The sequence below is a fragment of the Paraburkholderia sp. BL6669N2 genome, from assembly GCF_003387275.1.
Taxonomy (GTDB): Bacteria; Pseudomonadota; Gammaproteobacteria; order Burkholderiales; family Burkholderiaceae; genus Paraburkholderia.
In genome coordinates this window covers 656,786-669,326 of record NZ_QUNA01000001.1, presented here as the reverse complement: position 1 = coordinate 669,326, position 12,541 = coordinate 656,786, and the positions used below count along the sequence as shown (strand labels likewise).

General features: G+C 65.2%; 12 protein-coding genes. 2 read left to right on the top strand and 10 right to left on the bottom strand.

The features are described from left to right. Positions 1-170: 170 nt before the first annotated feature. The 10 genes from B0G80_RS03015 to mltG all read right to left on the bottom strand — a co-directional run bounded on the left by B0G80_RS03015 (position 171) and on the right by mltG (position 10,403). Positions 171-1,337, bottom strand: coding sequence for an AAA family ATPase (locus B0G80_RS03015; RefSeq protein ID WP_116119488.1), 1,167 nt, complete (start codon positions 1,335-1,337; stop codon positions 171-173). Between the two features lie 115 nt (positions 1,338-1,452). Beyond that, positions 1,453-2,865 carry an alpha,alpha-trehalose-phosphate synthase (UDP-forming) gene (gene otsA / locus B0G80_RS03010; RefSeq protein WP_116116930.1) on the bottom strand — a complete coding sequence of 471 codons (1,413 nt, stop codon included), beginning with the start codon at positions 2,863-2,865 and terminating at the stop codon, positions 1,453-1,455. Positions 2,866-3,075: 210 nt separating this feature from the next. After that, complete coding sequence (locus tag B0G80_RS03005; protein WP_116116929.1) at positions 3,076-4,299, bottom strand: mechanosensitive ion channel family protein; 1,224 nt, start codon at positions 4,297-4,299, stop codon at positions 3,076-3,078. A gap of 407 nt (positions 4,300-4,706) precedes the next feature. Then, positions 4,707-5,063: a Rap1a/Tai family immunity protein gene (locus tag B0G80_RS03000; protein ID WP_116116928.1), complete on the bottom strand. Its 357-nt coding sequence runs from the start codon at positions 5,061-5,063 to the stop codon at positions 4,707-4,709. 317 nt (positions 5,064-5,380) lie between these two features. After that, positions 5,381-6,106 (bottom strand): ankyrin repeat domain-containing protein, encoded by a 726-nt coding sequence (locus tag B0G80_RS02995; RefSeq protein ID WP_408967690.1) that lies wholly within the window; start codon positions 6,104-6,106, stop codon positions 5,381-5,383. Between the two features lie 67 nt (positions 6,107-6,173). Then, on the bottom strand, positions 6,174-6,965 hold the full coding sequence (locus B0G80_RS02990; RefSeq protein WP_116116926.1) for a TatD family hydrolase: 792 nt from the start codon (positions 6,963-6,965) through the stop codon (positions 6,174-6,176). A gap of 34 nt (positions 6,966-6,999) precedes the next feature. Continuing rightward, entirely contained in the window at positions 7,000-7,524 is a 525-nt protein-coding gene (locus tag B0G80_RS02985) for a GNAT family N-acetyltransferase (RefSeq protein ID WP_116116925.1), read from the bottom strand. 120 nt (positions 7,525-7,644) lie between these two features. Next, positions 7,645-8,679, bottom strand: coding sequence for a DNA polymerase III subunit delta' (locus B0G80_RS02980; protein WP_116116924.1), 1,035 nt, complete (start codon positions 8,677-8,679; stop codon positions 7,645-7,647). Between the two features lie 93 nt (positions 8,680-8,772). Next, positions 8,773-9,393 carry a dTMP kinase gene (tmk, locus tag B0G80_RS02975; protein WP_116116923.1) on the bottom strand — a complete coding sequence of 207 codons (621 nt, stop codon included), beginning with the start codon at positions 9,391-9,393 and terminating at the stop codon, positions 8,773-8,775. Then, complete coding sequence (gene mltG, locus B0G80_RS02970) at positions 9,393-10,403, bottom strand: endolytic transglycosylase MltG (protein WP_116119487.1); 1,011 nt, start codon at positions 10,401-10,403, stop codon at positions 9,393-9,395. Before mltG ends, tmk begins: the two co-directional genes overlap by 1 nt. 78 nt (positions 10,404-10,481) lie before the next feature. On the opposite strand from mltG, the gene B0G80_RS02965 reads away from it, so the two are divergent. After that, on the top strand, positions 10,482-11,555 hold the full coding sequence (locus B0G80_RS02965) for a folate-binding protein YgfZ (protein WP_116116922.1): 1,074 nt from the start codon (positions 10,482-10,484) through the stop codon (positions 11,553-11,555). Positions 11,556-11,643: 88 nt separating this feature from the next. Next, a complete protein-coding gene (locus B0G80_RS02960; protein ID WP_116116921.1) occupies positions 11,644-12,489 on the top strand; it encodes an NRDE family protein in 846 nt (281 codons plus the stop codon). Positions 12,490-12,541 lie beyond the last annotated feature (52 nt).

The following is a 12,541-nucleotide window of genomic DNA, read 5'->3' as shown; positions in this document are numbered from 1 at the left end:
ATGACAGCGCCGATACCTCCGATCAATGCAACGGCCCGAGCCGGCCGCGTGCACCACCGGCATCGAAGCATTATTCACTACGGGACAACAAAAAGCCTCTTGTCTTGCATTTCCTCGGTGCTGTTACATTCAGCTTACATCCGGCTCGGCGCGCGGACGGCTTCTCCTGCTTAGCGCGCAGGCCAATTCCACGCCGGCAGATCGCGATCGTCTGCATCGGTAATGCGAGTTGCGCCGAACTGCTTCTCCAGCACGATGGACTGACTCGCCTCTTCGCGTTCGAGCGCTGCGATCAGACGCGCGGCGTGCGACACCACCAGCACCTGCGAATGCGCGGCAGCTCGCGCGATCAGGCGCGCGAGCGCCGGCAGCAGGTCCGGATGCAGGCTCGTCTCCGGTTCGTTCAGCACCAGCAATTCGGGCGGACGCGGCGTCAGCAAGGCCGCGACCAGCAGCAGATAACGCAACGTGCCGTCAGACAACTCCGCGCCTTTCAGCGGCCGCAGCAGGCCGTGCTGCTGCATCGTCACTTCGAAGCGGCCGTCCTGGGTCGCAACCTCGAGGCGCGAACCGGGGAAGGCGTCGTCGATGGCGGCGTCCAGCGCGACCGGCTCGCCGATCTCGCGGATGGTCTGCAAGGCGGCGGCGAGATCCGCGCCGTCGTTCGCGAGCACGGGCGTGTGCGTGCCGATCTGCGGCAGACGCGCGGGCGCATCGGCGTCGGTGCGGAAGTGGTCGTAGAAGCGCCACGAGCGGATCTGTTCGCGCACCGTGATCATCTCCGGCGCGGTGCGCGGGTCGGAGAACTCCGTCATCATGCTGTCGAAGCTGGCGACCGGTTGTGGAATGGTCTGCCAGTCGCCCTGCTCGTCGCGTGTGCGCAGCGCCGGGCCGTGACGATCGACCAGCAAGGCCGACGGCCGCAGCACGGGCCCGCTCCAGATGCATTCGCGTTTGATGGTGGGATCGAGCGGGAAGCGCGTGGCGCGATTGACAAGCGGCAGACCGAGATCGATCGCATAGCCGAATTGAGAGCCGGAAAACCCGAGCCGCAGGCTGACCGGCTCCTTGCGGCGCAGCGGTTCAACCGCGAACTCGCCCGCCAGCACGGCCCGCGAAAAGCGCTCAGGACCGGCCCATAGCGTCGACGGCAAGCCGCCCTCGCGCGCGAGCGAAGTAATCAACCCGCCGCGCGCCGCTTCGGACAGCAGCCGCAGCGAGCGATACACGCTCGACTTGCCGCTGCCGTTTGCACCTGTGATCACGTTCAGCCTGCCGAGCGGCACGATCAACTCGCGCAACGAGCGATAGCCCGCAATTGCCAGAGTGGTCAGCATGCGCCGGCCCGACATTCAGTCGCGCAGGCGCGCGTGTCCCTCAACCCTGCCGCACCTGAACACGCGCTCACGCCGCCGTTCCCGAAGCCGGACAAACACTGGTCGACACGCCCCATTACTTATGGCCGCCGCCGTTGCCCGGCTTCCGCGCCGGCACGCTGCGCAGATCGCGCAGGAAGGTGTCGCGCCACACGCCGAGATCGTTCTTGCGCAGCGCCTCCATGTTGATCTCGTGACGCCGCTGACGCGCGTCGAGCGGCATCTGCAACGCGCGCTGCAACGCTTCGCACATGCCGATCGCATCATGCGGATTGACCAGCAGCGCGCCGGTCAGCTCCGCCGCCGCGCCCGCGAAAATCGACAGCACCAGCACGCCGGGGTCGTCGGGATTCTGCGCGGCGACGTATTCTTTCGCGACCAGGTTCATGCCGTCGTGCAGCGGCGTGACGAAACCGATCTGCGATTCGCGGAACAGCGACATCAGCTTCCAGCGGTCGTACTGCTGGTTCAGATAGCGGATCGGCGTGTAGTCGAGCCCCGAGTAGCGGCCGTTGATGCGCCCTGCTTCGTACTCCAGATCCTGGCGAATCTTCTGATAGGTGGCGACGTCCGAGCGGGTCGGCGGCGCGATCTGCACCAGCGTGACGTTGCCGCGCCATTCCGGCGAGCGCTCCAGCAGATGCTCGAACGCGCGGAAGCGCTCGACGAGACCCTTCGAGTAATCGAGCCGGTCGACGCTCATGATCAGCTTGCGCCCTTCCAGGCTCTGCTTCAGGTCGAGCACGTGCTGACGGCTTTCGTAGCGCTTCGCCTGCTCGGCGATTTCGTCGGGGAACACGCCGATCCGGTACACGCCCGTGCGCAGCTTGCGACCGAATGCTTCGACCACGCCGTCCGCGCCCACGGTGCCGCGCGCGTGGCGCGTGACGTAATCCCTGAAGGCGAGTTCGTCGGTGGCGGTCTGAAAGCCCAGCAGGTCGTAGCACGACAGCGACTTCACCAGCTCTTCATGCGGCGGAATATTGAGCAGGATCTGCGGCGCGGGAAACGGAATGTGCAGGAAGAAGCCGATGCGATTCGTGATGCCCTCATTACGCAGCGCCTCGGCGAACGGGATCAGATGGTAGTCGTGAATCCAGATCACGTCGTCGGGTTCGAGCAGCTTGATCAGCTTGTGCGCGAGCCACGCGTTGACGCGCCGGTAGCCCGCGTACTCCTCGCGCTCGTAGCGCGCGAGGTCGTTGCGGTAGTGGAATACCGGCCACAGCGTCGCGTTCGAGAAGCCTCGATAGTACTGGTCGTAGTCCTTGCGCGTCAGACCGACGGTCGCGAAAGTCACCGCGCCGTCCTGCTCCAGCGTGGGACCCGCGTTGGCGACGGTCTCGCTGACCACGTCGCCGCTCCAGCCGAACCACACGCCTCCGGCGTCCTTCAGCGCGCCGAATACGCCGACGGCGAGGCCGCCGGCCGAGCCCCTGGTTTCCGTCGGCGTTGCGACGCGATTCGACACGACGATGAGTCGGCCCATATTGCATGTCCTCCTTGGTTCGCGCGGCGCGCTCCGTGCCTTCGCAGGTGCTCGATGTGTCTCGCGCCCGGTTGCGCGTCGAGAACCCCAACCACATGAAGCACGCGCCGCCGCGCCGGATTCGTGAGTGAGTGGACGGTTCGACTGTTTTGGTGCCCGATCAGTTGCATCTATCGGCACCGCGACCTCAACATTTGCCGCTTTGCGCCGTCAAACTTTTTCTTTCACCGGCCCCGGCACGCCGACCGCCGACGGCCGTCCCGCGCGGCTTGCCACCGGATCGGCCTCGGTATGCGCGGCGGTGCTGCCGGCCGGCGTCTGCGTGCCGCGCGGCACCCAATCGAGTGGTGCGCCGTTGCCGGTTTCGAGTTCCGCCGACACTTCCGCGCGCGCCCGCGGCAGGTACTGCGGATAGTGCTGTTGAATGAAGTCGAGCAGACCTTCGCGCACCCGGCAACGCAAATCCCAGTTCAGGCCGGAGTCGAGCGAACTGACGAGCGCGCGCAATTGCATGGAGCGCTCGGTGCCGTCCGTGACCTGCAACACCTGCACGCGGCGGTCCCATTCGGGCGCGTCCTCGACGATGCGCGCGAGTTCCTCGCGCAACGGCGCGAGCGGCATGCGGTAATCGACGTACAGAAACACCGTGCCGATGATCTGCGAACTGCTGCGGGTCCAGTTGGAAAACGGGTTTTCGATAAACCATTGCAGCGGCACGATCAGCCGCCGCTGGTCCCACAGACGCACCGACACATACGTGCCGGTGATTTCCTCGATACGCCCCCACTCGCCCTGAATCACGACGACGTCGTCGAGACGGATAGGCTGGGATAGCGCGATCTGCAAGCCGGCGATCAGATTGCCGAGCACCGGCCGCGCCGCAATACCGGCGACCAAGCCGGCCACGCCCGCGGACGCCAGCAGGCTCGCGCCGATCTGCCGGACGCTCGGAAACGTCATCAACGCGCCGCCCACGCCGATGATCACGATGACGAACATCACCGAACGGGCCAGCACGCGCGCCTGCGTGTGAATGCGGCGCGCCTGCAGGTTGTCGGCGGTGTCGAGCGGATGGGCCTGAATGATCGCCTCGCCGATCGCCGCCGCCGAGCGCACGGACAGCCACGTCATTCCGCCGATCAGCGTAATCGCGACGGCGTCGCGCAGCGGCGTGATGAAGGTCAGCGTGTCAGGCGCTTCCCACCATACGGCCTCCAGCGCGAGGATCACGAGCACGAACAGCGAGGGCTTGTCGATATAGCGCAACACGACGCTCGTCAGTGGATAAGGCCGCGCGAGCCGCGTCACGATGCGCGCGCCGATCCGATGGATGCCCACGGCCAGCACCATCGCGATGACGGAGACGAGCAAGGCGCCGACCCACGTATGCAGCGGCGCTTCGGCCATGCGGCTGAGGTCGTCGAAAGTTGGCATGAAGGGGATTTTCCTCCTGGCTTGGGTGGGGAACAGAACCCGCGCGGAACGGGCGCATGACCCGCGAGCCTCGAACACGGCTTCGGTGTTGCGTGACGAGCAAGAAGGCCGACGGCGCCGTCGGCGAAGCGTCCGGCGTTGAAGCAGGCGCGAGACGGACGACTGCGCGCCGTCACAGACTGCCTGTAGACATCTTAGGTCGTTCGTCTGCGCGATCGCGGAAAGGTGCCGGAAACCCGCCGTTTCTGCAAACCGACGGCCACGGTTCAGACCAGTTTTCAGGCGGCCTTCGAAGAAGCCCCAAGCGGGATTCCGGCCGCTGAAACCGGAAACACACCCGCAGGCTGAGCGCCCGACGCGCCCGCCACGGAGCGCACAAGGCATGTCAGCCGTGATTCAGTTCACAATCAACTACCGCTCTTGCAGGGAAACGCTTTGCCGAGTCCCAGCGAGATCGCCGTGCTGGCGTTGTAGCCCGCGACGTTCGGATTCTCGGCAATATACTTGCGCACCGCATCGGTCAACTGCGCCGAGCGCGCGTCCTGCGGCAAGCAGAAGTACTGGCCGACGCGCGGACCCGTCGTGCCGCCGATCGCGTCGATGGTATTGAAGATGCCGTCAGCGGCGCCTTCGATATAAGCGGCGCACGCGCTACGCGATGCCACATCAGTCTTGGTGCACAGCTTGTTGAGGTCGCCTCCCGTAAACGCGGCTGCCGATACCGGTACGGCGAGCGCGCTGGCGAAAATCAAAGCCCGCAGCATGGTGTTCCTTTCCAGGGTCGTTTATCAGGCGGTCTTTCGCCGCGTCCGAACGGCACGCCCAGGCGGCGCGCCAAAGTCGTCATTCTGCACTGTTTTGCGAAGCGCAAGCGTGTGCGCCCGCGCTATCTTCAGGCACTTTTTACTGCAATGCGTGGCGGCGGCCGTTGCGCCGGTATTTTTGCGCTTTGGCGGTTGTAGGGGTGGTGCTCTGCCAGCGGGGCCAGAGCAGCCAGCGGACCCGACTGGCCGGTGCCAAGCGCTGAGCGGCCGGCACACCCTCTCTGCCCGTCAACCGCCGACCCGCACCGCCGCGCTCATCACTTCTGTTGCATCTGCTGCAGGCGCGCGGTCAGCCCTTCGACCACGTCCGGCTCCTTGTACGTCTTGGCAAAATCGAGCGCCGTCAGACCGATCTGGTTCTTCACCGTCAGATCCGCGCCGTTGTCGAGCAGCAGCTTCACCGTCGACACGTGGCCGCCGCGAGCGGCCATCATCAGCGGCGTGGTGCCGTTCGGCGAGCCGGCGTCGACGTAGGCCGAATGGTCGAGCAGCACCTTGACGATATCGTCGTGCCCGTTCGCCGCCGCGTAGTGCAGCGGCGCCCAGCCCTTCTTGTTCACCTCGGCGTCTTTTGCGATCAGCAGGTTGACGAAGTCGAGGTCGCCGTTCAGCGCGGCCATCATCATCGCGTTCTCGCCGGCTTTGTCCTGAATCTCGATGTTCGTTTTCGGATTGGCGACCAGCGCGGCGCCGACCTTGTCCGATTTCTCGCGCGCGGCCAGCACCAGCAGCGGCATGCCCTGGTTATCCACGCTGTTCGGGTCCATGCCCTTGGCGAGCAGTTTGTTGACGCCGTCGACGTCGTCGAACTTGACCGACTTGATCAGCGAATCGATCGGCGCAGCCTGAGCCGGCGACACCACCAACGAAGTCAGCGCGGCACAGGCCAGCGCGGCCGCGAATGCGACGCGCGAGGCGCCACGCCGCGCCGATGCCAGCACGCCATGCGCCGCTGAATGGACCTGATTCTCTGCAATCGACATCGAAATTTCTCTCATATTTAACTTTAGGAAACGTCCCTATCCTTTTGATAATGATCGACTTTACGTCTCACGCGCCAGCCGGCGCGGGGATCTTGAAAAGGCGAAAGAAGTTCTGCGTGGTCGCGGCGGCCAGCGCCGTTTCCGGCATCTCGCGTTGCTGCGCGATGAACCGTCCGACATAACTCACGTACGCAGGTTCATTTGGCTTGCCGCGATACGGCACCGGCGCGAGGTACGGCGAGTCGGTTTCGATCAGCAAACGCTCGAGCGGTACGCGCCGCGCGACGTCCTGCACGTCGGTCGCGCTCTTGAACGTGACAATGCCCGACAGCGAGATGTAAAAATTCTGCGCCAGCGCCTGTTCGGCGACGGCCCACGGTTCCGTAAAGCAATGCATTACGCCGCCCGGCTCGCCCGCGCGCTCCTCGGCCATGATGCGCAGCGTGTCTTCCGACGACGAGCGCGTATGGATGATCAGCGGCTTGCCCGTAGCATGCGCCGCGCGGATATGCGTGCGAAAGCGCTCGCGTTGCCATTCCATGTCGGCGATCGAGCGACCCTCCAGCCGGTAGTAGTCGAGCCCCGTCTCGCCGATCGCGACCACCTTCGGGTGCGCGGCCAGTTCGACCAGTTCGGCGACGCTCGGCTCGCGCATGTCCTCGTGATCCGGATGCACGCCGACCGACGCGTAGACGTTCTCGTACCGGTCGGCGATATCCAGCACCGACGGCAGCGTTTCCAGATCGACGGAAACGCACAGCGCATGCGTGACCGAATGGCTGCGCATATTTTCGAGCACCTGCGGCAGGCGGTCGGCGAGTCCTTCGAAGTTGATATGGCAGTGCGAGTCGACAAACATGGTGATGTCCTGCTTAAGAAGTGCTCGAAGTGAATCAGGCGGCGGCTGCGGCGGAGTCCAGGCGTTTGCCGAGAATCACCAGATCGCGCTCCACGCCATCCAGCACGGCCACGCGTGGCAACGAGCCCCACGTGTCGAAACCGAAGCTGCGGAACAGGCGCAGGCTCGCCTCATTGTGGCCGAAGATAAAGCCGAGCACGGAGTCGATGCCGAGCGCCGGCGCCGCCGCCAGCGATGCCGCCAGCAATTGCTTGCCGAGGCCGCGGCCGCGCGCGCTTTCGTCGAGATAGATGCTGACTTCGGCGGTGCGTTGATACGCGGGACGGCCGTAGAAATCCGAAAAACTCAGCCACGCGATCACGCGGCCGGGCTGCTCCGCGTCTTCCACCACCCACAGCGGCCGCTTTTGCGGACCGTGCGCGTGAAACCAGCCCAACCGGCTTTCGACGCTGACGGGTTCGAGATCCGCCGTGACCTGCCGCGACGGCACGGTCGAATTGTAGACGGCGACGATCGCGGGCAGATCGTCGAGCGTGGCATCGCGGTAGGAAAGGCTCATGGTGCGTTGAACTTGGAGGGAAGGCCAATACGGGAAGAAAGTTGGACCGGCGCCGTCCGCCTGGTGCGGTAAAGCGCTGCAAAGCGCGCCCGCCGCGACCGCGCACCTCGCGGACAGGTCTTAGGCGAACAACTCGCGATAACCGATAAACAGTTCCTCGAACACCAGCCGCGCATTCAGCGGATGGTTCTCGACGGCACGCTGGCGCGTCACGATGCGCATGAAGCGCGCGAACGCGCTGGCATCGGCCTGCGACGCGCAACGCGTCAGCGCCGCCGACGCCTGGGGAAAATAACGTGGCGCACCCGCCGTGCGCTGCGCCAGCAGATCGTACATCCAGCGTTGCAGCCAGCCTAGCACCAGCGGCACGGGCAGCTTCTGCAACGCCTCGCCGCACGCGAAAGCATCGCAATCGGGGCCTGCGGCGAGTTGCTTGAGCGTCCAGTCGCGCAGCGCGCGGTTCTCGTCGCTGGCGAGCGCGAGCGCGGTGAGCGGCGCGCCGCCGGCTTCGGCGAGCAGCGCGGGCGCTTCGGCCACGCCTTGCGCGGCGAGCCATTTCGTCGCCACGTCGGGCGCGGGCACGGTCATCGGCCACTGGCGGCAGCGGCTGATGATGGTGGGCAGCAGGCGGTCGATGCGCGCCGACACCATCAGGAACACGACGCCCGCCGGCGGTTCTTCGAGCGTCTTCAGGAGCGCGTTGGCCGCGGCGATGTTCAGCCCTTCCGCCGGATACAGCACGACCACACGCGCGCCGCCGCGATGCGAACCCACGCCGACGAAGTCGAGCAGGCCGCGAACCTGCTCGATCTTGATTTCCTTGCTGGGGGCGCGGGTCTTCTTGCCTTCGTCAGCGTCGGCCTTGTCGGCTTTTTCGTCCGCAGCGTTGTTCAGACCGGCTTCGGCGGCGAGCGCCTCGGGCACGACGATCCGGTAGTCCGGATGATTGCCCTGCGCGAACCAGTTGCAGGCCACGCAAGCGCCGCACGGCTCGCCGTTCGGCTGTTGCGCCTCGCACAGCAGACCTTGCGCGAGGTGCTGCGCAAAGCGCAGCTTGCCGATGCCGGCCTGTCCATGCAGCAACAGGGCGTGCGGCCAGTGGCCGCGCAGCTGCTGCAGGCGGTTCCAGTCATCGGCTTGCCACGGATAAATCATCGTTTCTCTTTAAATCAAACTATTGCAGAGGTTTTTTGAGGTGCAACGCGAACTCTGCGTCGTGTTATAAGGCAAGTCTATATTCTTTTAAAATCAAAGCACTGCAATCAACTCATCAAGCTTTCTCTGAATCTGCACAATGCTCTGCGCGGAGTCAATGATAACGAACCGATACGGCGCTTCTTCGGCGCGGCGCAGATATTCGGCGCGCGTGCGGTTGAAAAACGCCACCGACTCGCTCTCGAAGCGATCCGGATCGCGCACGGCGCTGCGCCGTTCGTTGGCAACCTCAGGCGCAAGGTCGAACAGCACCGTCAGGTCCGGTTGAAAACCGCCCTGCACCCACCGCTCCAGCGTTTCCAGCTTGTCGCGCGGCAGACCACGGCCGCCGCCCTGATAGGCGAAAGTCGCGTCGGTGAAACGGTCCGACAGCACCCAGTCGCCGCGCGCGAGCGCAGGCTCGATCACCTCGGCCAGATGCTGGCGGCGCAGCGCGAACATCAGCAGCGCCTCGGTTTCGAGGTCCATCTTCTGATGCAGCACGATCTCGCGGATCTGCTCGCCGAGCGGCGTGCCGCCGGGTTCGCGCGTCATCACGACCGAGCGGCCGGCGCTCGCGACTTTCTGTTCGAGGCGCTCCCGAAACCAGCCGAGATGGGTGGTCTTGCCCGCCCCGTCGATGCCCTCAAACGTAATGAATTTGCCCCGCGCCATCATTGCCCTCGAATGTATTTGTCCACGGCCTTGTTGTGATCGCCGAGGGTGTCGGAAAAGATACTGCTGCCGTCGCCGCGCGACACGAAATAGAGCGCGGTGGTTTGCGCCGGATTCAACGCCGCTTGCAGCGACGCCACGCCGGGCAGCGAGATGGGCGTTGGCGGCAGGCCCATCCGGGTGTAGGTATTGTAGGGAGTGTCGGTCTGCAGGTCTTTTTTCCTGATATGACCGGCGTAGCTGTCGCCCATGCCGTAGATCACGGTCGGGTCGGTTTGCAGCGGCATGCCCACCCGCAGACGGTTCGCGAACACCGCGGCGACCATCGGCCGGTCGGACTTCTTGCCGGTTTCCTTTTCGATGATCGACGCCATGGTCAGCGCGTCGTACGGTGTCTTGTACGGCAGGTTCGGCGCGCGCGCGGTCCATGCTTCATCCAGACGCAGACGCATCAGGCGATAGGCGCGGCGGTATACGTCGAGATCGCTGGTGTTCTTGTCGAACAGATACGTATCCGGGAAAAACAGCCCTTCGCCATTGCCGATCGACGCCTCCGGCGCGTTGATCGCGTTCATCAGATCCGTGTCGCTCATGCCGATCGTGTCGTGCTTGAGCGCCGGATTGGCGTCCAGCTCGGCGCGCATGCGCTTGAAGGTCCAGCCTTCGATAATGGTCGCCACGTATTCGTTGACGTCGCCATGAGCGATTTTCTGCAGCACCTCGTACGGCGTCACGCCCGTCTTGAATTCATAGTTGCCCGATTTCAGCTCGCTTTGCAGCCCTAGCAGCCGCGTCATGATGACGAACAGTTCCGGCTCGACCGGCACGCCGCCGCGATTGAGCTGCAGCGTGACGCTGCGCAAGCTGCTGTGCGGCTTGACGGTGACATCGAGTTGCGCGGGGTTCAGATCGAGCGGGCTGTTGGCCCAATGATACCCACCGGCAATGGCGGCTGCGGCCAGCACAACGACGATTGCGCCGGCGACGAAACATTTCTTCAGAAGGGACATGCGAAACGTGGCAAGGTTGGACTGCATATAATACTTGTTTGCCTTAGCTAAAGTCAGAATTGACTGTTCTCGGAATCCATGAACACACCGCTCGCTACCGCTTCAGGCACTCCCTCTGGCAACGCCGTTACGGCCGCTGCCGCCACGCCCGCCGTTCTGCCCACGCTGCCGCGCCCTTCTGCCGATGAATTCGACGCCGTCATCCACCACGGCGCGTACATGCCGCTCACGCAGTTCGGCGTGGTCGACGCCACCGGCGACGACGCGGCGAGCTTCCTGCATGGCCAGTTGACCAACGACACCCAGCATCTCGATGCCGCCAACGCGCGCCTGGCCGGCTACTGCTCGGCCAAGGGGCGTCTGCTCGCATCGTTCCTGACGTGGCGCAGCGGCGATACGATCCGCCTGCTGGCGTCGAAAGACGTGCAGGCTGCCGTGCAGAAGCGGCTCTCCATGTTCGTCCTGCGCGCTAAGGCCAAGCTTGTGGATGCGAGCGGCGAGTTGGCCGTGATCGGTCTTGCCGGCGACGTGCGCAAGGCGCTCTCGGGCGTGTTCGACGCGCTGCCGGACGGCGTGCATGTGAAAGTGGACGGCGCGGCGGGCTCGCTGATTCGCGTGCCGGACGCGCTCGAGCACCTGCGTTTTCTGTGGATCGGCCCGAAAGCACAGGTCGAGTCGCTGCTGCCCTTGCTCGACGAAAAACTCAAACGCGTCTCGCCCGCCGTGTGGGATTGGCTCGACATTCGCGCGGGCGAGCCGCGCATCACGCAGCCGGTGGTCGAGCAATTCGTGCCGCAGATGGTCAATTTCGACGTGCTCGGCGCGGTAAATTTCCGCAAAGGCTGCTATCCCGGTCAGGAAGTCGTGGCGCGCAGCCAGTATCGCGGCACGATCAAGCGGCGCACCTCGCTCGCTAACGTGCCAGGCGAGCTCGACACGGTGCGCGCCGGCGCGGAACTGTTTCATTCGGACGATCCGGGCCAGCCCTGCGGCATGGTCGTGAACGCGGCGTGGGCGCCGGACGGTGGGGTCGATGTGCTGGTCGAGATCAAGCTCGCCGCGCTGGAAAACGGCTCGGTGCATCTGGGCGCGGCGGACGGCCCGGCGCTGCGGTTTCTGCCGTTGCCCTACGGGTTGCCGACCGAAGTTTAAAGCTCTCTCGCGGTACGAAGCGGCGCAATCAGGCGCCGCTTTTCACTGGCCTCTTCACCTGCAATGCCCCCACCGGGAGATGCCCCCGATGTGCCTGATCGTCTTCGACTGGCGACCCGACGCGGTCGACGGCCCGCTCTTCACGCTCGCCGCGAATCGCGACGAATTCTTTCGCCGCACCGCCGAGCCGATCAGCTGGTGGCAGGACGCGCCGGGCGTGCTGGCCGGCCGCGATCTTCAGGGCGGCGGCACGTGGCTCGGCATGTCGCGCGACGGCCGCTTCGCCGCGCTGACCAATTACCGCGCGCCGCATGAAATGCGCGCCGACGCGCCGACCCGCGGCACGCTCGTCAGCGACTGGCTGAAAGCCGCCACGCGCGATGCGACCGGGAACCCGCACGCCACGCCGCTGGCGTACCTGCAGCACGTCGCCCAAACCGGCGACATCTACAACGGGTTCAATCTGCTGGTGGGCGATTGGACGCGCCGCGAACTCGCCTGGTATTGCAACCGGGGTGGCCTCGCGCCCACGCTGCTCGCGCCGGGCACGCATGGCATCTCAAACGCGGTGCTCGATACCGCGTGGCCGAAGCTGCTGAAAAAGCGCACCGAACTGGCCACGCTGCTCGCGCGCGACGCAATGCCGCCGCTCGAAAGGCTGATCGATCTGATGCGCGATCCGCGCCTCGCACGCGACGACGAGTTGCCGTCCACCGGCATTCCGCTCGAACGGGAACGGGCGTTGTCGGCGGCGTTTATCGAAACGCCGGAGTACGGCACGCGCGGCACGACGGCGTTGCGCGTGGCCGTGCATGGCCAGGTGATCAGCGTGGCCGTCGCCGAGCGCAGCGACGACAACGGCTCGCACCGCATCGTGCGGCCCGGCGACTTCGAGCGCAGCTTCGCTTTTAATATCGAACGCGAGATGGGGTGATGCTTGTTGGGCGGCATGGCGGCGGTTCGCCGCTTGTCGCCTACAGTTCGCC

What these genes read in the sequence shown, in the direction of transcription:
- B0G80_RS03015 (WP_116119488.1), bottom strand. Translation starts at nt 1,337, where the DNA reads ATGCTGACCACTCTGGCAATTGCGGGCTATCGCTCGTTGCGCGAGTTG.
- otsA (WP_116116930.1), bottom strand. Translation starts at nt 2,865, where the DNA reads ATGGGCCGACTCATCGTCGTGTCGAATCGCGTCGCAACGCCGACGGAA.
- B0G80_RS03005 (WP_116116929.1), bottom strand. Translation starts at nt 4,299, where the DNA reads ATGCCAACTTTCGACGACCTCAGCCGCATGGCCGAAGCGCCGCTGCAT.
- B0G80_RS03000 (WP_116116928.1), bottom strand. Translation starts at nt 5,063, where the DNA reads ATGCTGCGGGCTTTGATTTTCGCCAGCGCGCTCGCCGTACCGGTATCG.
- B0G80_RS02995 (WP_408967690.1), bottom strand. Translation starts at nt 6,106, where the DNA reads ATGTCGATTGCAGAGAATCAGGTCCATTCAGCGGCGCATGGCGTGCTG.
- B0G80_RS02990 (WP_116116926.1), bottom strand. Translation starts at nt 6,965, where the DNA reads ATGTTTGTCGACTCGCACTGCCATATCAACTTCGAAGGACTCGCCGAC.
- B0G80_RS02985 (WP_116116925.1), bottom strand. Translation starts at nt 7,524, where the DNA reads ATGAGCCTTTCCTACCGCGATGCCACGCTCGACGATCTGCCCGCGATC.
- B0G80_RS02980 (WP_116116924.1), bottom strand. Translation starts at nt 8,679, where the DNA reads ATGATTTATCCGTGGCAAGCCGATGACTGGAACCGCCTGCAGCAGCTG.
- tmk (WP_116116923.1), bottom strand. Translation starts at nt 9,393, where the DNA reads ATGGCGCGGGGCAAATTCATTACGTTTGAGGGCATCGACGGGGCGGGC.
- mltG (WP_116119487.1), bottom strand. Translation starts at nt 10,403, where the DNA reads ATGTCCCTTCTGAAGAAATGTTTCGTCGCCGGCGCAATCGTCGTTGTG.
- B0G80_RS02965 (WP_116116922.1), top strand. Translation starts at nt 10,482, where the DNA reads ATGAACACACCGCTCGCTACCGCTTCAGGCACTCCCTCTGGCAACGCC.
- B0G80_RS02960 (WP_116116921.1), top strand. Translation starts at nt 11,644, where the DNA reads ATGTGCCTGATCGTCTTCGACTGGCGACCCGACGCGGTCGACGGCCCG.